The organism is Candidatus Accumulibacter contiguus, assembly GCF_012940005.1.
Classification (GTDB): domain Bacteria; phylum Pseudomonadota; class Gammaproteobacteria; order Burkholderiales; family Rhodocyclaceae; genus Accumulibacter; species Accumulibacter contiguus.
In genome coordinates this window covers 54,921-77,360 of record NZ_SPMX01000006.1, presented here as the reverse complement: position 1 = coordinate 77,360, position 22,440 = coordinate 54,921, and the positions used below count along the sequence as shown (strand labels likewise).

The following is a 22,440-nucleotide window of genomic DNA, read 5'->3' as shown; positions in this document are numbered from 1 at the left end:
GGGCGTCCCCCTGCCGATTTCAGGCCTGCAGCAGTTCGATCAACTCGGCTTGCGACGAATGCGGGCTGGTTCGGGAACCGCGCCGCTGATGGTAAGTGCCATCGGGCCCGAGTTCCCAGGCCAGGACGTTGTCCGTGAGATAGATCTGCAGGCCTTCGGCGATGACCCGGCGCTTCAGTTTGCGGTCGAGCACCGGAAACGCCAGTTCGATACGTCGGAAGAAATTGCGCTCCATCCAGTCGGCGCTCGACAGGTAGACTTTTTCCTCGCCACCAGCGTAGAAATAGAATACCCGGTGATGTTCGAGCTGACGGCCGATGATCGAGCGTACGCTGATGTTTTCCGACAGATCCTTGACGCCGGCGCGCAAGCCGCAGACACCACGCACGATCAGGTCGATCTTGACGCCGGCCTGCGAAGCCTCGTAAAGCGTGGCGATGGTTTCCGGTTCGAGCAGCGAGTTCATCTTGGCGATGATTCGTGAACGCTTGCCGGCGCGTGCTGCTTCGGCTTCGGCACGAATCGCGGTGACGACGTTCGGCTGCAGCGTGAACGGCGCCTGCCACAGGTGCGTCAGGGTCTGTGCGCGGCCGAGGCCGGTGAGCTGCTTGAAGACTTCGTTGGTATCGACACCGATCTCTTCGTTGCAGGTCAGGAGGCCGAAATCGGAGTACAGGCGGGCGGTTTTGGGATGGTAGTTGCCGGTGCCGAGATGCACATAGCGACGCAGGATGCTATTGCCGGCCTTTCCTTCCTCGCGACGGACGATCATCAACATCTTGGCATGCGTCTTGTAACCGACGACACCGTAGACGACATGCGCGCCCACTTCCTCGAGCTTGGTCGCCCAGCCGATGTTGGCTTCCTCGTCAAAGCGTGCCATCAGTTCGACGACCACCGTGACTTCCTTGCCGTTCTGCGCCGCTCGCAGCAGCGACTGCATCAATACCGAGTCGGTGCCGGTGCGGTAGACGGTCATCTTGATCGCCACCACCTGGGGGTCATTCGCGGACTGTTCAAGCAGTTCGATCACCGAATTGAAGCTCTGGTAGGGATGGTGCAGCAGGATGTCGCCGCCGCGGATGCTGTCGAAGATACTGTGGCACTTCTGCAGCGCCTTCGGGGTTCCCGGATTGAAGGGCTGAAACTTGAGATCGTTGCGCAGCACCCAGTCGGGTACCTGCATCAAGCGAACCAGATTGACCGGACCGGCGACACGATAGAGATCGCTCTCGGTGAGGTTGAACTGTCCGAGCAGGAACTGGGTCATCGCTTCCGAGCAACTGTTGGCCACTTCGAGCCGGACGGCGTCGCCGAAATGGCGCTGTGGCAACTCCCCCTGGATCTTGGCGCGCAGATTGGTGATCTCTTCCTCGTCGACGAAGAGGTTGCTGTTGCGCGTGACGCGAAACTGGTAGCAGCCGAGTACTTTCATTCCGGCGAACAACTCGTGCACGAACTCGTGCAGAATCGAAGACAGAAAAACGAAGGCGTACTCACTGTCGCCGAGTTCGCGCGGCAGCCGGATGACGCGCGGCAGGACCCGCGGCGCCTGTACGATGGCAGCGCCTGAACTGCGGCCGAAGGCATCGCGGCCTTCGAGTTCGACGGCGAAATTGAGACTCTTGTTGAGCACCCGCGGGAAGGGATGCGATGGGTCGAGACCAATCGGGGTGATCACCGGCATCACTTCCCGAAAGAAGAAATCCCGAATCCATTCGCGCTGCGCGTCGTTCCAGTCCCCACGTTTGAGGAAGCGGATGCCCTCGGTGGCAAGTTGCGGGAGGATCTCTTCGTTGAGCAGCGCATACTGTTCCTTGACGATGGAATGAACCTCGTCGCTGACCAGCCGATAGACTTCACGGGCGGTCTTGCCGTCGGTGGTGATCGCCACGGAATTCAGCTTGAGCTGTTCCTTGATTCCGGCCTCGCGAATCTCGAAAAACTCGTCGAGATTGCTGCTCACGATGCACAGGAAGCGCAAGCGTTCGAGTAGTGGTGTGCGCGGGTTTCTGGCTTGCCAGAGTACCCGCCGATTGAAAGCTAGCAGGCTCATCTCGCGATTCTGGAAATATTCCGGTGGGAACCCGGTGGCGGCCTGAATGGGAGGGTTTTCGGTAGTCGTGGCGACGATATTCATGGGTTCGTTCCGTCAGAAAAGATGGATCGGGCAAGGGGATCTGAAAACGAGCATATTACAACCATAGCTTTGTTGCTGGTCGATTGGCTGGCGGTTTTCTTGATTGGCCTGTGCTGCCGTTCTTGCCCGGAGCAATGATGTGCTTGCCGGCAGTGATAAAATGATCGACCTGAAACCACCTGCGGCGTGCAGCCATGAGTTACGAACTAATTGCCGGTGTCGACCTGGGTTCCAACAGCTTTCGTCTGCAGATCGGGCGAGTCGTTGGCGATCGCATCCACCCGCTGGATACTCTGAAAGAGAACGTCCGGCTGGGCTCCGGTCTGACCCGCGAGAAGCTGCTCGATCATGCCTCACAACAGCGGGCGATCGGAGCCTTGCGGTGTTTTGGCGAACGCTTGCGCGGCTTCGATCCGGAAACCGTGCGCGCGGTGACCACCGACGCGATGCGGGTGGCCAGAAATGCGCGCATGGTTCTCCTGCAGGCAGAGGCTGCTCTGGGCTTTCCCATCGAGATCATCGGTGGTCGCGAGGAAGCGCGCCTGATCTTCATCGGCGCGGCGAATGCCCTGCCAGCAGCCACTCACCGGCGTCTGGTGGTCGACATTGGCGGCGGCTCGACCGAGTTCATCATCGGCGAGCGCACCGAACCCTTGCTGATGGAGTCCCTGTTCATGGGCGGCATCAGTTATCGGCAGCGTTTCTTTCCGGAAGGCAAGGTGGACAAGAAGCGCTTCTACACGGCCGAAGTGTCGGCGGCGCGCGAGGTCGAAGCAATTGCCGCCGACTACCAGCGCTTTGGTTGGCAGGAAGCCGTCGGTTCTTCGGGGTCAGCTCAGGAACTCGCCGAGATCCTGGAAATGAACGATCTGAATCCCGAAGGCGTCAGCGGCATCAGTCGAGAGGGGCTGGCGAAACTGCGTCAGCTGCTGATCCGCGCCGGTTCGGCGGAATCGCTGGGGCTGAAAGGCATGCGCAGTGACCGCTTGGCGATTCTTCCCGGCGCCATAGCGATCATGTCGGCGGTGTTCTCGGAACTGGGCATCGAACACATGACCTATTCCGATGGCGCGCTACCGCTGGGTGTCCTCTACGACCTGCTCGGACGCTTCGAGCATCATGATACGCGTGACGAAACGGTCCTGCAGTTTCTGCGCCGCTATCAGGTCGACACGGCGCAGGTCAGCCGCGTCGAGCGAACCGCCCTGGCGCTTCTTGGACAACTGATCAAGCTCGATTCGCCGGAGCACGAGAACGATGTTCACTTTCTGCGCTGGGCGATTTCCCTGCACGAGGTTGGCGTATCGGTGGCGCATAGCGAGTCCCACAAGCATGGTGCCTATATCCTGGGTCATGCCGACATGCCGGGCTTTTCGAAACGCGATCAGGCGCGCCTGGCCCTGCTGGTGCTCGGCCAGCGCGGCAAACTCCAGAAGCTGGCTTCCATGCCGGCCGGCGATCCGAACTGGCGCCTGGTGTTCTGTCTTCGCCTGGCAGTGCTTCTGCATCGTGCGCGCGATGATCATCCACTATCCGAATTGTCGGTCCGGGAAGATCCGGTCGGTTTCCAGCTCGACCTGCCCGTCGGCTGGCAGGATGCCAATCCGATGACTGCCGCCGCCTTATCCGAGGAAGCGCTGCTCTGGCGCCGGATTGGCATCAAGCTGCGAATCCGGCCGACGGTGCCTGGCCAGATTGCAGTACCGCTGGCGCTGTGAAGAAATTCTGAGTTGCCATGGCGGTGGCCGCGATCGAGTCCGTCCAGCGAGCCGACCAGGAACAGCTCGTGCTTTCCGGTGACTGGACTCTGGCGACCCTGCCGCAGCCGATTGCCGGGTTCGAACGCCGTCTGCGCGATCTGGTGGTGAGCCATCCGGGCTGGGATCTGCGAATGATCGCGCGCCTCGACAGTGCCGGCGCGATCCTGCTGTGGCGCGCCTGGGGACGGCAGTGGCCGGAATCGCTGGCGATTTCTCCACAGCACCGGGCGCTTCTCGAACGTGTCGAGGCAATCCGCGTCGATGTCGAGCCGGAGCCGCAGACACCATCCCTGGCCTGGCTACTTGCCCTTGGCCAGCGGTCGTTGGTCGCCGTCAGGCATCTGCTGGCGATGCTCGCACTGCTTGGCCAGTTGATCCTGGACCTGGCTTATCTGTGCGTGCACCCCGGTGAAATTCCGTGGCGCGAGTTTTCCGCCAACCTCTACAAGAGTGGAGCTCAGGCCTTGCCGGTGACCGCCCTGATCGGTTTTCTGATCGGCATCGTTCTTTCGTATCTGTCAGCTCTGCAACTGAAAACCTTCGGCGCCGATGTCTTCATCGTCAATCTGCTCGGCATCAGCATCGTTCGCGAACTCGGGCCGGTGCTGGTCGCGGTGCTGGTGGCCGGACGTTCAGGTTCGGCAATGACCGCCCAGATCGGGGTCATGCGGGTAACCGAAGAGATCGATGCTTTGGCCACCATGGGCGTGTCGCGTAGCCAGCGTCTGATCCTGCCGAAGATCCTGGCCCTGGCGGTGGCGATGCCGCTGCTGGTGATCTGGTGCTCGGGCGCCGGGATCATCGGCGGCATGTTATCGGCCAAGCTGCAGATGGATTTGTCTTACGGCTTTTTCATCGATACCCTGCCCAGGGTGGTGCCGGTTGCCAACGTCTGGATCGGCATCGGCAAGGGTGTGGTCTTCGGCGTGCTGATTGCCCTCATCGCCTGCCACTTTGGCCTGCAGGTCAAGCCGAATACCGAAAGTCTGTCGTCGCACACGACCACTTCGGTGGTGACCTCGATTACCGTGGCGATCATCGTCGATGCCGTCTTTGCGGTGCTGACGCGCAACCTCGGGATTCCCTAGTGAGCGTGCTCGGCGACTTTCCCGCTAAGGCCTGCCGAAGCAGGCTGCCGGCGATCGAGATTCGCGGCCTGTGCACACAGTTCGGCGATGTCGTGATCCATCGCGACATCGATCTCGACATCGAAGCCGGGCAGATGCTCGGCCTGGTTGGCGGTTCGGGCAGCGGCAAGACCACGCTGCTGCGCGAGATTGTCGGTCTGCTGCCGCCGAGCAAGGGGAGCGTCAAGCTCTTCGGCCAGGAAGTTCTCGATCCCGATCCGGCGCGTCGCCGCGCGCTGCGCCGCCGCTTCGGTATGCTTTTTCAGCAGGGGGCGCTCTTTTCGGCTCTCTCCGTGCATGACAACATCGCTTTTCCGCTGCGCGAGCTGCACACGCTCGACGAGGCGATGATCACCGATCTGGTTCTGCTCAAGCTCGCCATGGTCGAGCTGGAAGCGCGTCACGCCCGCCTGATGCCTGCCGAGTTGTCGGGTGGTATGGTCAAGCGGGTAGCTCTGGCGCGGGCGCTGTCGCTGGAGCCCGAACTCCTCGTCCTCGACGAGCCGACTGCCGGCCTCGACCCGGATCGTAGCGAGAACTTCGTCAAGCTGCTCAGAATGCTGCAGCAGGAACTTGGTTTTACGGTGGTGATGGTGACGCACGATCCCGAGACACTGGCTGGGCTGGCGACGCGTCTGGCCGTGCTCGCCGATCAGCGACTGGTCGCCTGCGGGACGGCAGCAGAAGTGTTGGCTGTCGAGCATCCTTTCATTCGCAATTTTTTCAGTTCCGGGCGTGCTGCGGCAGCCATCGGACAGGAAGCGATCTAGCCCATGGAGAATCGTTCGCATGCCCTGGCGGCGGGGCTGTTCACCCTGTTTCTCGGTATCGCGGTGGCGCTCTCGATCTGGTGGTTCGGCGGCAAACATGAGGCGACCACCGAGTACACGGTGGTCACTCGACACAATGTAAGCGGCCTCAGCCTGCAAGGGCAGGTGCGTTATCGGGGTATCCGGGTCGGCAAGGTGCAGGCGATTGCCCTCGATCCGCAGGACGCACACAACATCCTGATTCGCATCAGTGTCGACAGCAACGTTCCGGTCACCCGTGCGACCACCGCCAAGCTGGGCTACCAGGGAGTCACCGGTATTGCCCACATTCTGCTGGAAGACAGCGGTAACGACCCGACGCGCCTGGCTGGTGGTGACGATTCACGGCGTATCGAAATGCGCTCCTCGCTGATCGAGGAACTCTCGGACACCGGCGCGGCAGCGCTCGCTCAGGCGCGGGAATTCCTGGCCAACGCCAACCTGGTGCTCGACCTCGAGAACCGGCAGCATCTGGCCAGAACCCTGGCCAACCTGGAAGCGGCGACCGGCAACGCCAACGAGGTCGCACGTCAGTTGCGCCAGTTGCTGGCACCGGAAAATCTGCGCTTGCTCAATGCCACCCTGGTGCGTGCCGAGCAGGCGGCGGCCGAGGCGGCACCGCTGCTGGTCGAGTCGCGTCGGCTGGTGGTTCGCCTGCAGCCGCTTGGCGACAAACTGGATCGTCTGGTCGGAGAGCCGTCGTCGGGCGGGATCGCGGCCCTGGTTTCCCGCATCAATGAGGTCGGCAGCGATCTGTCGGCAAACTCGCGGCAACTCAATCGCGTCCTGCAGATGCTCGAAGAATCGCCGCAGAGTCTTGTTTTTGGCCCGCCAGCGTCGGCTCCGGGACCCGGTGAGCCCGGTTTTGTCGTGCCGCCAAGCCGCGAGGAACTGCGATGAACAGGTGCCTGATGTTTTTTGCCGCTTGCCTGCTCTCGGGCTGCGTCGGCAGCATGCGCAACTCGCCGCTGGCCGAGGTGTACGACTTCGGGCCGCCGCTCGAGCCAGTCGCCGAAGATGTCCGCTGGTCGAACGTGTTGCTCGAGATCAGGGCGCCGCACTGGTTCGACTCGCGTGACATCGAGTATCGCCTGCTCTACGCAAACCCGTTGCAGTTGCGAACCTACGCGCGCAGTCATTGGGCAGCAGCGCCGGGATTACTGCTGTCGCAGCGCTTGCGGCAGCAACTGGGTTTCCTTGGCGTCGGCGGGCAGACCTTGGCCGGCTGTCTGCTGCGTCTCGAACTCTTCGAGTTCTCGCAGGTGTTCGATCGCCCGCAAAGTAGCCGCGGAATTCTGCAGGGTCGGGCCGGCATCCTCGACGCCGGGCGCCAGTTCGTCGCCGAGCGACGGCTGGCCATTGCGCAGCCGGCAGCGACCGCCGACGCCCAGGGCGGTGTCATTGCCCTGGTTGCCGCCAGTGAAGAACTCGGGCGAGAACTCGCTGCGTGGTTGAATGATCTGGAGAAACGTGGCAGGCTGAAGCACTGTCGGTCAACGGCAGGAGAAAGCCAATCACACTGATCACTTGAGAGGAGAAGCAGGGGATGCCAACAATTTATCAAGAAGGGCTCGACAAGAATACGGCCAACTACACGCCGCTGACGCCGCTGACTTTCATTGCCCGTAGCGCTTATGTCTATCCCGGGCGCACGGCAGTGATTCACGGTCAGCGTCGCTACACCTGGCTCGAGACCTTTACCCGCGCTCGCCGTCTCGCGTCGGCGCTCACCGACCACGGTATCGGCGAGGGCGACACCGTGGCGGTGATGCTCAACAACACTCCGGAGATGGTCGAGTGCCACTTCGGCGTGCCGGTCACCGGCGCGGTGCTGAATACGCTGAATACGCGTCTGGATGCCGAAACGATTGCCTTTATGCTCGAGCACGGTGAGGCCAGGGTGCTGATTACCGACCGGGAGTATTCATCTACCATGAAAAGGGCGTTGGCCATTCTGAACAGCCAGATCCTGGTGATCGATGTCGACGATCCCGAGTACAGCGGCCCCGGAGAACGCCTCGGCACGCAGGAGTACGAGCAGTTCATTGCCGACGGGAGTCCAGAGTTTCCCTGGGGTAGCCCGGCCGACGAATGGGATGCCATCTCGCTCAACTACACTTCCGGAACCACCGGCAATCCGAAGGGCGTCGTTTACCATCATCGCGGTGCCTATCTCAACTCGATGAGCAACATCGTCAGCTGGGGAATGCCGCCGCATTCGGTCTATCTGTGGACGCTGCCGATGTTCCATTGCAATGGCTGGTGCTTCGTCTGGACGATGGCCGCCAATGCTGGCACCAACGTCTGTTTGCGTCGTGTCGATCCGAAACTGATTTTCGAAGCGATTCGCACACACGGCGTGACCCACTACTGTGGCGCACCGATCGTGCACAGCCTGATGGCCAATGCGCCGGCCGAATTGCGTGCCGGCATCACGCACAAGGTGGCCGGCCTGATCGCTGCCGCGCCGCCACCAGCCGCAGTCATCGAGGCGATGGCGAATATCGGCGTCGATCTCACACATGTGTACGGTTTGACCGAAACCTACGGGCCGGCGGCGGTCTGCGCCAAACACGCCAACTGGGCGGCTCTGCCGGTGGCCGAACAGGTTGAGCTGAATGGCCGGCAGGGAGTGCGCTACCACGCGCAGGAAGCGATCACGGTGCTCGATCCGGCGAGCATGGAGGCGGTGCCCTGGGACAAGGAGACGATGGGCGAGATCATGTTCCGCGGCAATCTCGTCATGAAGGGCTATCTCAAGAATCCGAAAGCGACCGCGGAGTCTTTTGCCGGCGGCTGGTACCACACCGGCGACCTGGCGGTGATGCACGCGGATGGCTATGTGAAAATCAAGGATCGTTCGAAGGACGTGATCATCTCCGGAGGTGAAAACATTTCGTCGATCGAAGTCGAGGACGTGCTCTACAGACACCCGGCGGTGATTGCTGCTGCCGTCGTGGCCACGCCTGACCGCATGTGGGGCGAGGTGCCCTGCGCCTTCATCGAGTTGCGCGAGGGGGCAAAGCCGAGCGAGCAGGAAATGATCGAGTTCTGTCGCCAGCACATGGCACGTTTCAAGGTTCCCAAGCGGGTGATCTTCTGTATTCTGCCGAAAACCTCGACCGGCAAGATCCAGAAGTACGTGTTGCGCGAACAGGCGAAGGCTACCGCCGCAATCGAGTAGACCGGTACTGCCCTCTCTCGCTCGCGGGAGGGGGAGATTCGTGAGTGGCTTCCGCGACTTTCACGGCAAGGAGAGAAACATGTACACCGCAACACCAGGTCAGGATGACCCCTACGTCATTCGCACCGATCACGATGGCATCGCCACGCTGACACTGAATCGCCCGCAGCAGTTCAACGCCTTGTCGCAGGCCATGATTGCTGCCTTGCAGGCACACCTGGATGCCATTGCGCAGGATCCTGCGGTGCGCGTCGTGGTCATCGCTGCTGCCGGCAAGGCTTTTTGTGCCGGACACGATCTCAAGGAGATGCGCACCAACCACCACAAGGCGTTCATGCAGGATCTGTTCCGGCGCTGCGGCAAGATGATGATGACCCTGACGCAGATCCCGCAACCGGTGATCGCGCGCGTACATGGCATCGCCACGGCCGCCGGTTGTCAGCTGGTGTCGATGTGCGACCTGGCGGTTGCGGTCGATGGTGCGCGCTTTGCCACCTCCGGCATCAATGTTGGCCTGTTCTGCGCGACTCCGGGGGTGGGACTGTCGCGCAACCTCGGTCGCAAACAGGCGCTCGAGATGCTGCTCACCGGCGATTTCATCGATGCCCGGACAGCCTTGCAGCAAGGCCTGCTGAATCGTGTGGTCGCCGTCGATGCGCTCGATGCCGAGATCGATCAACTCGCCCGATCGATCGCCGCCAAGTCTTCGGTGGCCATCGGCATGGGCAAGCAGATGTTCTACAAGCAACTCGAAATGGGGCTGGACGCCGCCTACCAGTACGCCTCAGAAGTCATGGCCTGCAACATGATGACCGACGATGCCGGGGAAGGTATCGACGCTTTCATCGGCAAGCGCAAGGCCGAGTGGAAGGGCCGGTAAATCTGCCCGGCGCGTCACCTGGCGTGCCCTTGGCGTCGCGCCGGGGCGCTCAGACAATCGCTAGCTGATCGTGTCCTGCCGCCTTGGCCTTGTGCAGCGCCTCGGTGGCGCGCTTCAGAAGATCGTCAATCGACCGGTCAGTGGGACTGGCCTGGCTCGCCCCGACGCTGACGGTGAACTGGACGGTGCCGTTGTCGCTCGGGATCGATATTCTGGCGATTGCCGCGCGCACTCGCTCGGCAATCGGGATGGCTTCATTGACCTCGGTATTGGGCAGCAGAAGCGCGAATTCCCCGCCACCGAGTCTGCCCAGGAGGTCCATGTCACGCAGGTCCTTTTTTGCCGCATGGGCGAACTCGATCAGGACCTGATCGCCGACGACATGGCCATAACCATCATTGATCCGCTGGAAGAAATCGATGTCCAGCAGCAGAAAGCTCAGCGGCGACCGATAGCGATGCGCGCGGTTGAGTTCATGGTTGAGCGTGTCGATGAGGTGCTTGCGGCTGCTGATACCCGTAAGCTGGTCGGTGGTCGTCAGTTGCTGCAACTGGCCATCCTGATTCGCCAGCGCCTGTAGCAGACGCAGCGATCGGTAGGCGACCACGGCCAGCGGTACCGTCACCCCCAGGGCCAGCAGAAAGACCCACAGCGTCTGCCGCAGCCAGGGGGTGAGCACCTCGTCGTAGTCCGCTGAAACCATGATCAGCAGGGGAAAGTCGTGCATTGACGAATAACTGACCAATTCCTTCGCCTGGTTCGCCCCGTCGTCAAGCAACACGAAAGCACGAGGCTGCTGCCTCAGGTGCTGGGTAAACAGCCTGCTGTTGGCAAGGGACTGGCCCAGGCGTGGCGTATCGTCAGGGGCTCTGGCAAGAACCGTGCCGTCGAGCCTGAGCAGAGTGATCGCGCCGCCGGGCTGGTGGCGTTGCTCGTCATAGGTTCTGGTCAGCGTTGGCAGATCGATTACGGCGAGCAATAGCTGGATGCCGTGCGCAGGGCGATGCAGCGCTAATGCGATGGGCAAGCCATAATGGCCGCGCAGGGGATTGAGCGTGGGAGCGCCGATGAACAGACCGGGGCTGGCCAGAGCGTCCTTCAAAAAGTGGCTGCCAGCGGCATTTTCCAGCGGCCTGCGGCTGCTCTCCAGGACGTCGAATGCCTCGCCATCGGCCGCCAGCAGAAGAATGTCGATGGACTGGGCGGTTCTGCTCCGGAAACCCTCGACCAACTTTCGGAAGGCAGCGTTGCTGCGCGGATCCCGAGCGGGGTTCGTTTGCAGCCAGTGCTCACAGGTGGCGAGGAAGGTATCGGCCAGACGAAACTGCTGCCGCGTTTCCTCTTCGAGCGCATGGTTCAGGCGTTGCAGAAGCTCGCCGGTGCTGGCGATGCTGGCATCCCGAGCCGAAACCGCCGAGACGATGACCGTCGTCCAGAGTGCGCCGAGCAAGAGCAGCGTCAATACGACCACCGTCCGCGGGTTTGCCCACGCTTCCAGATGCCTGATGGGTTGTGTCACCATGCCGTCTGCCTGTCTCGCTTCCGATTGATCAAGCATGTTATGACGCCATCCGTGGCAAAGTCAAAAGTTCTCCGGCAAGCGATCGGCTCAGTGTGATTTGTGCAAGGGCTCGCTCTGATCATCATCCGATGTCGTTTCTTCCCCTTGCACGTCAATGACCCCAGTAAATAATTCGATGGCCGTGCGGGCGACCTGGTCAGTGTCGTAATAGGCATACGCGCCGGCGCCAATCGCTCCGATGACCGGGATCCAGCGCGAAATTCCCTTGCCGATCACCCGCTGGGTGATGTGCATGCCGATCTTCAGGGCTACCGACTGGGTTTCGGGACGCGAGGCGAGGTGGACGACATGGCGATTGCCGATCTGGGCGACCAGATCGCGAACGGCTTGTGGATCGGTATGCCGGAACAGGCAATAGAGCATCTCTTCACGGTTCAACTCGGCCGTTTTCCCATAGCAAGCAGCGATATCCGCGACCATCTGCGTCTGGAGTTTCCACAGCGAACGAAGTTCGGGAAGGAGGGTAAGCCAGCCGAGTGGGCCAGGCGGCAGCGTCAGGCTGCCGGCAGTCACGGCAGCCTGTCGGGCGGCCGTTCGGGCGATCGCACGGGCGCGCCCTGCCGGTTTCTGTCTTCGGCATTCGTTGCTGGCCGGCGTCTGGCCGACATAATCCAGAATCGCTTCGGCGATTCTTCGACTGGCCCGAAGGCTTGATTGGCGTCCTGCGAAGCGTTTATCTGACATGGTGAGCGTGTGTTGGCTATGGTTAATGTGAAAGTGGCGTCAGCGACTCACGAATCCTGCCCTGAGCCATGACCGTTAGAGAGGCGTGTCGGGAGGTGCAGGAATGTCATCCTCGTGCCTGGCCGCCCGGCGCCAGATACTGGCGAGCCAGGGCTGTTGCGCGCGCGGCAGGCCGGTTGGGCGGTAATAGTGCTCGAGTTCGACGAAGCCCGCATCCAGCAGCCAGCGGCGCCAGGCTGCGAGGTCGTGGAAAACCCCATAGCGTCCGTCATTCCAGCCTTCCTGGTTATCCCCGCGAGGGTTTGAGCAGAACAGAACGCCGTCCGGCTTGAGGGTGGCATGCAGTTGTCGCAGAACGCGCAGCAACTCCCGGCTCGGAACATGAAACAGCGAGGCATTGGCAAATATCCCGTCGAAATGCTCCGGCGGGAGATCGAGATTCAGGAAATTCTGTTCCCAGACCGTGCAGGCAGTGTCTCTTCGTGCCATCTCGACGAAGTTCGCGGCTCCGTCCAGCCCTACGGCCAGATGGCCGAGGCGGGTAAAGGCCTTGAGATCCCGGCCGGGGCCACAGCCGAAGTCGAGAATCGTGAAGGGCGGCTGGCCACGGAGGTGGCGCAGCAGCGCGGCGATGTTCTGACTCACGTCGTGGTTGCGCGTGCCCTCGCGAAAGTCTTCGGCACGTTGCTGGTAATGGGCGAGCGTCTGGGCAGTGATTTGTTCTGGAGTGGTGTTGGGTAATGGCATGGTCGTGGTCGGTCACTGAACGGGTCTGCGCAGGATTGTCCTGGAAGCGATGGTAAACCATTGCTGGCGAATCTTTGATGTTGAGTTGCAAATCGTCTGCGGATGTGCCAATCTCGCCCACTCGGCATATCAGGTTCCGATTCCTGCTGGACTGATTCTGCCTTCGCCAGCTTTGCCAATGACTATCCGATTCCAATCAGACACCTCTTTTTTGCATGTATGACGACCCGCTGCAGGCTCGCCAGAGCCTTCGCCGCATTCGCCGTATGCGGGAATCCGAGGCGGGGGTAGCCACGCAATTGCGGCGCATTGTCCTGCGTATCGTATGGGCGGGTATCGCGGTGTTGGCGTTGACCGTTGTCGGGATACTCGGCTTCTATCAGATTGCCGGAGCCAACGGGAACTGGTCCGATGCGGTGTACATGACCCTGATCAGCATCTCGACGGTGGGTTATGGCGAGATTATCCCTCTCCATTCGCTTCAGGATCGCCTTTTTGCTGGTTTCATTGCCATTGCTGGCCTGGGCGCACTGACCTTTTTGTTTACCAGCCTGTCAGTGTTCTTCCTCGAGAAGGATCTGGATTATTCCCTGCGGAGACGACGAATGGAAAAAAGCATTCATAAGCTACGGCAGCATTTCATCATTTGCGGTTTCGGGCGGGTCGGCCGCAGCGTCGGCCGAGAATTGCAGAATACCGGTCGACATTTCGTCACCATCGACATCGAAGAGGCGCGTTTCGAGGAAAACCTCGACAAGTTTCCCGCGCTGCTCTATCTGCACGGCGATGCCTCCGACGATGATCTGATGGAAGCGGCAGATATCGAGGATGCCCGCGGCCTGTTTGCCGTCACCGGCGACGATTCGCGCAATCTGATGATCATCATTACTGCCAGGCAGCTCAATCCCCGCTTGCGCATCGTGGCGCGCGCCCAGGAACTGCGAAATGTCGAGAAAATGCGCAAGGCGGGCGCCGACGCGGTGATCTCGCCGGATTTCACCGGCGGCATTCGACTGGCATCAGCGATGGTCAGACCGCACGTCGTCGGCTTCCTCGACGAGATGATCCGGTCGGACAAGAACGTGCGTGTCGAAGAGGTGCCGGTGCCCGCCAATTTCCCGCAGACCCGTATCGGCGACCTGCGTCTGCGCAGCCCGGACTATATTTTGCTGGCGGTACGCGAGCAGGATGGCGCCTGGATATTCAATCCCAAAGTGGATGACCTCGTTCAGGCCGGCAGTATCATCATCGCCCTGGCCAATCCTTCGGGACGCGCGCAACTCAAGGCGCATCTGATCGAAAAGATGTCCTAGTTTCCTACCGCATGAGGGTTTGCGATGGCCACCGAAACCGAAATCAAGTTGTCCCTGTCGGCGCGTGCCGCGAGTGCCTTGGCGAAGCAAGCCATGCTGAGCAACATCGAGCGACAGCGGCAACTGCTGATCAATACCTATTACGATACGCAGGACAAGCGCCTGCGGCGCGAGCGGATGGTCGTTCGCCACCGCCAGAAGGGCCGGCAGTGGCTGTTGACCGTCAAGACCGCGCCGATGCTCACCGCCGGACTGGCGCAGCGTAGCGAGTGGGAGGTTCCCAGCCGGCCCGGAGAGTTCGATTTTTCGCATATCGATGGCGGCGTTCGCGACCTGCTCGAATCGCTGCGTGATGACCTCCAACCAGCCTTCACGACCCACTTCATGCGCGATACCTGGCTGCTGGAACCGCACGCGGGGGTGCGCATCGAGCTGGCGCTAGACCGCGGCTGGATCGAGGCGCGAGGGCAACGCCAGACGATTCGTGAGATCGAGCTGGAACTGCTCGCTGGCGAGGTCGGCGATCTGTTCGAACTGGTGGCCGAGTTGCAGGCCAGCCTGCCGCTGCACCCGGAGAGCAGCAGCAAATCCGAACGTGCTTACCGTCTGTTGGCCGACCTGCCGCTGACAGCGGTGAAGGCCTTGCCGGTACCGACCGAAGCCGCAATGTCGCGCATCGGGGCCTTCCGCCTGATCGCGCTGTCCTGTCTGAACCACCTGCAAAACAACGAAGCCGGTGTTTGCCGGAGCGACGACCCCGAGTTCGTTCACCAGGCGCGCGTCGCCATTCGCCGGCTGCGTTCGGCGATCCGCCTCTGGCAGCCATTGCTGCCAGAGGCTTTCGTTGCCCGCTTCGATCCGCTCTGGCACGATCTGGCGAGCAAACTGGGTGATACCCGCAACTGGGATGTCTTTCTCGCGGAAACCTTGCCCGCACTCGCCGACGCGCCGTCGGGCAGAATCGAGGTCGAGCGGCTGTTGCGCCATGCCCGGAGACGTGGCGCGAACAGTCGCAAGGCCAGTAGAAGCGCACTCAGATCGACAGCTTATTCGCGCCTGCTGATCGACTTCAGTGCCGCTGTTCTGGCCCTGCCGGACGACGCCGCCGGGTCACTCGGTGGCTTCGTTCCGCGTTGCCTCGACAAGCGTGCCAAGCGTGTCAAGGAGCGCGCCGTGGCTGCGCTGGGAGACGACGATGTGGCTCGTCACAGTCTGCGGGTAGCGTTCAAGCAACTGCGCTACGCGGTGGAGTTCTTTACCCCGATCCTGGCCGGCCCGGTACTGGTGAACTACCACCAGTCAGCCAGTGGCCTGCAGGACTTGCTCGGGCGTCTCAACGACCTGGCGGTGGCTTCGCAACTGGTTGCCGAGGCGCAAGCCGGCAGCAAAGACCAGGGGATTGCAGTCTGGCTGGCAGCCCAGACCGATTCGCTACTGCCCGAGTTGGCCAGTCTGTTGAAGGACTTTCAGCAACAGCCGTTGCCGTGGAAAGCATTGTGAACGAATCATCGGCGCCTGCGGAAGGCGGCGCGCTGCCTGGTTGACGTCACTCTTTTCGGGCGCAAGCACCGACGAGGGGCATGTGCGACGATACCTGGCATGTTTCAAGACTTCGTCATTGCAGCGCCGGTAACGACGATCGCATGCAATGCCCGTCTCGCCCGCTTGGTGCAATATTGCCGATTCTTCGGCAGATCAGGGTATATTGCCGGTCTGCGTCTTTCGGATCGGAGCCCCGCCCATGAATCCTGCGTCTATTTTCAAGTACCTGCAGTCGGGTTTGCCGCTGATCACTACCCTCAGAGAGTACCGGATCGCCTGGCTGAGCAAGGATGCGATCGCCGGGCTTTCCGCCTGTATCGTGTCGATTCCGTCGGTGATCGCCTATGCCGAACTGGTGCATCTGCCGGCGATTACCGGTCTGTACGCGGCGCTGGCTGCGGCCGTCGGCTACGCCCTGTTTGCCAGTTCGCGGCACGTCATCGCCGGGCCGGACGCCGCCATCGGCCTGCTCGCCGGTTCAGCAATCCTGCCTCTGGCGGCCGGTGATCCGTCGCGCATCGTCACCCTGGCGGCTGTGCTCAGCATACTGTCGGGTGCCGTGTTGCTGCTCGCGGCGCGCCTGAAACTGGGCGTCATTGCTGACCTGCTGTCGCGCCCGGTGCTGATCGGCTATCTGAACGGCGCGTCACTGGTCTTGATCGCCACGCAGCTTGGGAAGATGTTTCGCATCAAGACCGAGGGAGAGGAGTTTTTCGAACTGGTGTACACCGTGATCGGGAAACTTCCGGAGACGCACCTGATGACTTTCCTCTTCGGTCTCTGTCTGGTTGGCTTCCTGCTTGCCCTGACTCGCTGGGCGCCGCGCGTGCCGGGCGCGCTGGCAGTCTGTGCAGTCGCGATCGTGGTGAGCTTCGTTCTCGACCTCGGCAGCTACGGCGTGGCGCTGGTCGGAGAGGTGCCTTCGGGAGTGCCGAGCCTGACGATTCCGCATCTACAGTGGGGTGATATCTCGGCTCTGGCCCCTGCGGCAGTGGCGATTGCCTTCCTCGCGTTTTCAGACGGCATTCTTCTGGCACAGACCTTTGCCGAAAAAAATGGTTATGAGATACGCCCGAATCGTGAACTCGTGGCGCTTGGCTCGTCAAACATTCTTGCCGGCTTGTGGCAGGGTTTCCCGGTTTCCGCCAGCCAGTCACGCACCTCGATCGTCGATTCGGCCGGTGGCAAGTCGCAGGTGGCGCAGTTGGTGGTAGCGCTGGGCTTGCTGTTGTTCCTGCTTTTTCTGACCGGCTTGATCGCCTTGCTGCCGAAAGTGGCGCTGGGTGCGATCCTGATCGTTACCGCCATGGGAATGCTGGAAGTGGCGTCGCTGTCGGGTCTGTACAAGGTCGATCGGGTCGAGTTCGCCATCGCCATGGGTGTGACCCTGGCAATCCTGATCGCCGGGGTGGTGCCGGGGATCATTCTCGGCCTGCTGTTGTCGCTGATCTCGGTTCTCGTGGAAGTCTCGCGTCCCGGCGACGCGGTCCTTCGCAGGCGCCTCGACGACGGCAGGTTTCATGATTGTCGCGATGATGAAGCGGCGGAGAGCGTCCCCGGCCTGCTGGTCTATCGGCTCTACGCACCGTTGAACTTTGCCAATGCGCGGCATGTGATGACGCGCATCCGGACGCTGGTCGACGAGGCTGATCCGCCGGTAAAGTGGCTGGTGATCGACGCCCAGGCACTGCATGACATGGACGTCACCGCAGCGCAGCGCTTTGCGGAATTGCATCGCGAACTTGCCGAGGAGGGCGTGGACGTCAAGATTGCCGATGCGCCGCGGCCATTTCTCGAAGAACTGGCCAAGGTTGGACTTTCCGAAGAGATTGGCCGGCAGGATTTCTTTGTTTCGGTCAAGAAGGCTGCCGAGGCCTTCGACCAGTACTATGCGGTCAGGGATACGAAATCGCACGTTGTTTCGTAAGCGCGCCGCTACGTACAGTGCGACGCTTCGCTGGCCAGTTGGCCGCGGTCGAAGCGTCCAGGCAACAGGTGCCTCAGCCGGCTCGACCGGGCAGCACCTGGCGCAGCAGTCCGGCAGCGCTGCGGATCATCTTCTCGGTGGTCTCCCAGTCCACGCAGGCGTCGGTGACCGAACAGCCGTATTTGAGCTGCGAGAGGTCTTCCGGGATCGACTGATTGCCGGCGACGAGATTCGATTCGATCATCATCCCGACCAGCGACTGGTTGCCGAGGCGGACCTGGTTGACTGCGTCGGCCATCACCAGCGGCTGCCACTCATGCTTCTTGTAGCTGTTGGCATGCGAGCAGTCGACCACGATATTGATGGGCAGACCCGCCTTGCGCAGCGCCTGCTCGGCGATCTGCACACTCACCGTGTCGTAATTCGGTCGCCCGTCGCCACCACGCAGGACCAGGTGACCGTAACGGTTGCCATGCGTGCGAACGATCGCTGTTCGCCCCTGGCCGTTGATGCCCAGGAAGCTGTGCGGCCGTGCCGCCGAGAGGATGGCGTTGACGGCAATGCCGATGTCGCCGTTGGTGCCGTTCTTGAAGCCGACCGGGGTGGACAGACCTGATGATATTTCCCGATGCGTCTGCGATTCGGTGGTGCGAGCGCCGATTGCCGTCCAGGAGATCAGGTCGCCTAGATATTGCGGCGCGATCGGGTCGAGCGCCTCGGTGCCGGCGGGCAGGCCGAGTTCGGCAAGCTCGAGCAGAAAGGTTCTGGCCTTCTGCATGCCCTGATCGACATGGAAGGAATCGTCCATGTCCGGGTCATTGATGTAGCCTTTCCAGCCGGTTGTCGTGCGCGGCTTTTCGAAATAGACGCGCATCACCAGGTAGAGCGTCTCGCTGACCTCGTCGGCGAGAGTCTTCAGGCGTTGCGCATAGTCGATTCCAGCTACGGGATCATGGATCGAGCACGGGCCGACGACGACAAAAAGGCGCGGGTCGCTGCGGTCGAGGATGTTGCGCAAGACTTCGCGGCCGCGCATGACCAGGCGGGCGGCGCTGGCCGAGAGCGGCAGTTGGGCGTGGATTTCCTCCGGCGAAGGCATGGGGTCGAAGGCGCTGACGTTGATGTTGTCGATGTCGAGGGTAGTCATGGTTTTGCCTGCGTGCTTAGTTGGTGAATGATGTCCTTGACCGCAGCAACGCGGTCACCAAGGCTTGCGCAGTGGCGTTTGAGGATCAGTTTGTCCTGTCCAGCCAGCCGATAGTTCCGGTCCTTCTGGATCAGATGGATGATGCGCATCGGGTCGATCGGCGGCTGGGCTTCAAACTGCACGACGATCTGCTCGGCGTTGGCGTCGAGCTTGCAGATCCCGAGCGGCTTGCAGAGCAGGCGCAGCCGGTGGCTGTCGAGCAGGGCACGAGCCTGCGGCGGCAACGCTCCGAAGCGATCGACCAGCTCTTCCTGCAGATCGTCCAGAGCGTCTGCGGCCTCGCAGTCGGCGAGGCGCTTGTACAGCGTCAGCCTTTCGTGGACGTCGGGAGCATAGTCGTCGGGGAGCAGGGCGGGCGTATGCAGCTTGATCTCGGTGGCGATCGTCAGTGCTTGCATCAGGTCCGGCTCCTTGCCCAGTTTGAGCGCCGCGACAGCGCGCTTGAGCATCTCGGTGAACAGGTTGAAGCCGACTTCCTGCATCTCTCCCGACTGGTTGGCGCCGAGCACTTCGCCGGCACCACGGATTTCGAGGTCGTGCATGGCGAGGTAGAAACCGGCACCGAGTTCGTCCATCATCTGGATCGCCTCCAGGCGCTGCCTGGCCTGCTTGTTGAGCGCTGCCTCATCGTGCGTCAGCAGGTAGGCGTAGGCCTGATGGTGCGAGCGTCCGACCCGGCCGCGCAACTGATGCAACTGGGCGAGACCGAATTTCTCGGCCCGGTTAATGATGATGGTATTGGCGTGCGGGTTGTCGATGCCGGTTTCGATGATCGTCGTGCACAACAGCAGGTTGACCCGTTGTTGCGTGAAGTCGCGCATCACCCTTTCCAGTTCACGTTCCTTCATCTGGCCGTGGCCGACGACGATGCGTGCTTCGGGCAACAGCTTGCCGAGCTTGTCGCGCATGTTCTCGATGGTGTCGACTTCGTTGTGCAGGAAATAGACCTGACCACCGCGCTTGAATTCTCGCAGGAGTGCTTCACGGATGACCCCGTCAGAAAAACGGCTGACGAAGGTCTTGATCGCCAGGCGTTTCTGCGGTGCGGTGGCGATCACCGAAAAGTCGCGCAGGCCTTCCAGCGACATCGCGAGCGTGCGCGGGATCGGCGTCGCGGTCAGGGTCAGCACATCGACCTCGGCGCGCAGCGCTTTCAGCGCTTCCTTCTGGCGGACGCCAAAGCGGTGTTCCTCATCGATGATCACCAGCCCGAGACGGCTGAAGCGCACGTCTTTCTGCAGCAGCCTATGTGTTCCGATGACGATGTCGAGCCGGCCGTCAGCCAGCTCCTGGAGGGCTTGCGCCGCCTCTTTGCTGGTCTTGAAACGAGAGAGTTCGGCGATTCTGACCGGCCAGTCGGCAAAGCGGTCGCTGAAAGTCTGGAAATGCTGTTCGCAGAGCAGGGTGGTCGGGCAGAGGACGGCAACCTGCCGGCCACCGGCCACCGCGCAGAAAGCGGCGCGCAAGGCAACCTCGGTCTTGCCGAAGCCGACGTCACCACAGACCAGGCGGTCCATCGGCCGACCGGATTGCATGTCTTCGATCACTGCAGCGATGGCAGTGGCCTGATCTGGCGTTTCTTCAAAACCGAAACCATCAGCGAAAGCGTCATAGTCATGGGTCGTGAACTCGCAAGCGTGACCCTGCCTGGCCGCCCGCAGGGCATAGAGAGCGAGCAGCTCGGCGGCGGTGTCGCGTGCCTGCAAGGCGGCACGGCGTTTGGCTTTTTCCCATTGTGGAGAGCCGAGCGCATGCAATGGTGCCGTGTCCGGGTCGGATCCCGAGTAGCGCGCGATGACGTGTAGCTGCGATACGGGAACATAGAGCCTGGCATCTTCGGCATAGTGCAGTTCGAGGAACTCCATCTCGCCTTCGCCCAGATCGAGGTGGACCAGGCCCTGATAGCGTCCGATGCCATGTTGCTCATGCACGACCGGCGATCCCACCTTGAGTTCGGTGAGATCCCGCAGCCAGTTGTCGACCGATGCCTTGCGCTGCGCCACATGGCGAGCGCGCCGCGACGGACTGTCGGCGTAGAGTTCGGCTTCGGTGACGATCGCCAGTTGGGCGAGCTGGAAGCCGTCATGCAGCGGGCCAACCGCCAGCGACAAGCGGCTGTCGGTCGCCAGGAAGTCGCTGAAACCGGCGCTCGCCTGTGGTTTCAGGCCGTATGCCGAGAACAGTCCGGATAAGGTTTCACGGCGCCCTGCGGTTTCCGCGAGCAACAGCACACGGCCGGGGAAGGCGGCGAGAAAGGCCTGTAGACGACCGAGCGGGTTGTCAGCGCGGCGGTCGATGGCCAGCGCAGGCAGGCCGCGTGCCGGCCCCTCATGGCCGGCCTTCAAGTCGATTCGGGCATAGGCCTTGGCGGCCACGAAGAACGGTTCTTCGGCCAGGAAAAGATCGGCTGGTGGCAGCAGCGGGCGGCTACGGTCGCCCGAAAGCATGCTGTAGCGCGACTGTGCCTCGTGCCAGAAGTCCCGAATCGCTGCCGGCACCGTGCTGTACAGGCAAAGCACGGTGTGGCGCGGCAGGTAGTCGAAAAGGGTGGCCGTTTCCTCGAAGAAAAGGGGTAGCCAGTACTCGATGCCGGCCGCCGCGATGCCATTCGAGACGTCCTTGTAGATCCCCGAGCGACCGGGGTCGCCTTCGAAAATCTCCCGAAAGCGCTGGCGGAAACGGGTGCGAGCTGTTTCGTCGAGCGGAAACTCGCGTGCCGGCAGCAGGCGAACTTCGGGTACGGGATAGAGGGTGCGCTGGTTGTCGACGTCGAAAGTCTTGATGCTTTCGATCTCGTTGTCGAAGAGATCGAGGCGGAAAGGCAGTGGCGAGCCCATCGGGAAGAGATCGACGAGACCACCACGGATCGAGTACTCGCCCGGTGCCACGACCTGTGTGACATGCGCGTAACCCGCCAGGGTCATCTGGGCGCGGAACTGCCCGGCGTCGAGCTTCTCGCCCTGCTTGAGGAAGAAGGTATAGGCCGCCAGATAGGCTGGCGGTGCGAGGCGGTAGATGGCGGTACCGGCGGGTACCAGCAGCACGTCACACTCGCCACGCAGGGCCGCATAGAGCGTTGCCAGTCGTTCGGAAACCAGATCGTGGTGTGGCGAGAAGCTGTCGTAGGGTAGAGTTTCCCAGTCCGGCAGCAGGCGTACGCGCAGATTGGCAGCGAACCAGGGGATTTCCTGCAGCAGGCGCTGCGCGTTGCCGGCATTGGCGGTGAACACCGCCAGCATGCGCCGCTCGCTGCCAGTACTCGCTTCCGAAGCTGCCTGGGCGATCAGGAGGGCGTCAGCAGAGCCCGCAGAATACTGAAGCCTTTCGCCGATTTCGGGTAAGGGTGATCGGGGAAGCGGAAATGACAAGGATTGCGACTCGACTGCGGAAATGGGTTGATCTGCCCACGCCAAGGCTGAGCAGCGAAAAAGCGGAATTATAGTCGATCAGGCCTGCCCTCCGGCAGCGTTGACCGACTATTGCACTCGTCTGCAGCAGCCGTGGCCAGGCGCGCACGGATGTGGGGTGTCGCCTGGCC

At 61.8% G+C, this 22,440-nt stretch carries 16 protein-coding genes; 10 read left to right on the top strand and 6 right to left on the bottom strand.

The features are described from left to right. Positions 1-19: 19 nt before the first annotated feature. Positions 20-2,140 carry a polyphosphate kinase 1 gene (gene ppk1 / locus E4Q08_RS02260; RefSeq protein ID WP_169069175.1) on the bottom strand — a complete coding sequence of 707 codons (2,121 nt, stop codon included), beginning with the start codon at positions 2,138-2,140 and terminating at the stop codon, positions 20-22. A gap of 194 nt (positions 2,141-2,334) precedes the next feature. Here ppk1 and E4Q08_RS02255 point away from each other — a divergent pair, with 194 nt between their 5' ends. From E4Q08_RS02255 to E4Q08_RS02225, 7 genes are all read left to right on the top strand, one after another. Continuing rightward, complete coding sequence (locus tag E4Q08_RS02255; protein ID WP_169069174.1) at positions 2,335-3,858, top strand: Ppx/GppA phosphatase family protein; 1,524 nt, start codon at positions 2,335-2,337, stop codon at positions 3,856-3,858. Positions 3,859-3,875: 17 nt separating this feature from the next. Then, positions 3,876-4,988, top strand: a complete 1,113-nt coding sequence (locus tag E4Q08_RS02250; RefSeq protein ID WP_169069173.1) for an MlaE family ABC transporter permease — start codon at positions 3,876-3,878, stop codon at positions 4,986-4,988. Then, on the top strand, positions 4,988-5,797 hold the full coding sequence (locus tag E4Q08_RS02245) for an ABC transporter ATP-binding protein (protein WP_288131617.1): 810 nt from the start codon (positions 4,988-4,990) through the stop codon (positions 5,795-5,797). The genes E4Q08_RS02250 and E4Q08_RS02245 overlap by 1 nt, the downstream gene beginning before the upstream one ends. Positions 5,798-5,800: 3 nt before the next feature. Then, on the top strand, positions 5,801-6,736 hold the full coding sequence (locus E4Q08_RS02240) for an MlaD family protein (RefSeq protein ID WP_034920319.1): 936 nt from the start codon (positions 5,801-5,803) through the stop codon (positions 6,734-6,736). Next, complete coding sequence (locus E4Q08_RS02235) at positions 6,733-7,359, top strand: ABC-type transport auxiliary lipoprotein family protein (protein WP_034920322.1); 627 nt, start codon at positions 6,733-6,735, stop codon at positions 7,357-7,359. The genes E4Q08_RS02240 and E4Q08_RS02235 overlap by 4 nt, the downstream gene beginning before the upstream one ends. Before the next feature lie 23 nt (positions 7,360-7,382). Continuing rightward, positions 7,383-9,020 carry an acyl-CoA synthetase gene (locus E4Q08_RS02230; RefSeq protein WP_169069172.1) on the top strand — a complete coding sequence of 546 codons (1,638 nt, stop codon included), beginning with the start codon at positions 7,383-7,385 and terminating at the stop codon, positions 9,018-9,020. A gap of 79 nt (positions 9,021-9,099) precedes the next feature. Next, on the top strand, positions 9,100-9,900 hold the full coding sequence (locus E4Q08_RS02225; RefSeq protein WP_034917044.1) for an enoyl-CoA hydratase: 801 nt from the start codon (positions 9,100-9,102) through the stop codon (positions 9,898-9,900). A 49-nt stretch (positions 9,901-9,949) separates the two neighbouring features. Here the strand turns inward: E4Q08_RS02225 and E4Q08_RS02220 are convergent, their stop codons facing one another. The 3 genes from E4Q08_RS02220 to E4Q08_RS02210 all read right to left on the bottom strand — a co-directional run bounded on the left by E4Q08_RS02220 (position 9,950) and on the right by E4Q08_RS02210 (position 12,913). Continuing rightward, positions 9,950-11,458 (bottom strand): sensor domain-containing diguanylate cyclase, encoded by a 1,509-nt coding sequence (locus E4Q08_RS02220; protein WP_169069171.1) that lies wholly within the window; start codon positions 11,456-11,458, stop codon positions 9,950-9,952. Between the two features lie 51 nt (positions 11,459-11,509). After that, the gene (locus E4Q08_RS02215) at positions 11,510-12,166 is read right to left on the bottom strand and encodes an EcsC family protein (RefSeq protein WP_169069170.1); all 657 of its coding nucleotides are present in this window, start codon (positions 12,164-12,166) and stop codon (positions 11,510-11,512) included. A gap of 75 nt (positions 12,167-12,241) precedes the next feature. Next, a complete protein-coding gene (locus tag E4Q08_RS02210) occupies positions 12,242-12,913 on the bottom strand; it encodes a class I SAM-dependent methyltransferase (RefSeq protein ID WP_169069169.1) in 672 nt (223 codons plus the stop codon). A gap of 215 nt (positions 12,914-13,128) precedes the next feature. Between E4Q08_RS02210 and E4Q08_RS02205 the strand changes: the two genes are divergently transcribed. The 3 genes from E4Q08_RS02205 to E4Q08_RS02195 all read left to right on the top strand — a co-directional run bounded on the left by E4Q08_RS02205 (position 13,129) and on the right by E4Q08_RS02195 (position 17,695). Beyond that, positions 13,129-14,226: a potassium channel family protein gene (locus E4Q08_RS02205; protein ID WP_248594640.1), complete on the top strand. Its 1,098-nt coding sequence runs from the start codon at positions 13,129-13,131 to the stop codon at positions 14,224-14,226. 24 nt (positions 14,227-14,250) lie between these two features. Next, positions 14,251-15,726 (top strand): CYTH and CHAD domain-containing protein, encoded by a 1,476-nt coding sequence (locus tag E4Q08_RS02200; RefSeq protein ID WP_169069168.1) that lies wholly within the window; start codon positions 14,251-14,253, stop codon positions 15,724-15,726. Between the two features lie 241 nt (positions 15,727-15,967). Next, on the top strand, positions 15,968-17,695 hold the full coding sequence (locus E4Q08_RS02195) for a SulP family inorganic anion transporter (protein ID WP_034917049.1): 1,728 nt from the start codon (positions 15,968-15,970) through the stop codon (positions 17,693-17,695). A gap of 73 nt (positions 17,696-17,768) precedes the next feature. Here E4Q08_RS02195 and E4Q08_RS02190 read toward each other — a convergent pair whose 3' ends face one another. Further along, positions 17,769-18,842: a 3-deoxy-7-phosphoheptulonate synthase gene (locus E4Q08_RS02190; protein WP_034917042.1), complete on the bottom strand. Its 1,074-nt coding sequence runs from the start codon at positions 18,840-18,842 to the stop codon at positions 17,769-17,771. Further along, positions 18,839-22,315 carry a transcription-repair coupling factor gene (gene mfd, locus E4Q08_RS02185; protein ID WP_211203281.1) on the bottom strand — a complete coding sequence of 1,159 codons (3,477 nt, stop codon included), beginning with the start codon at positions 22,313-22,315 and terminating at the stop codon, positions 18,839-18,841. The genes E4Q08_RS02190 and mfd overlap by 4 nt, the downstream gene beginning before the upstream one ends. Positions 22,316-22,440 lie beyond the last annotated feature (125 nt).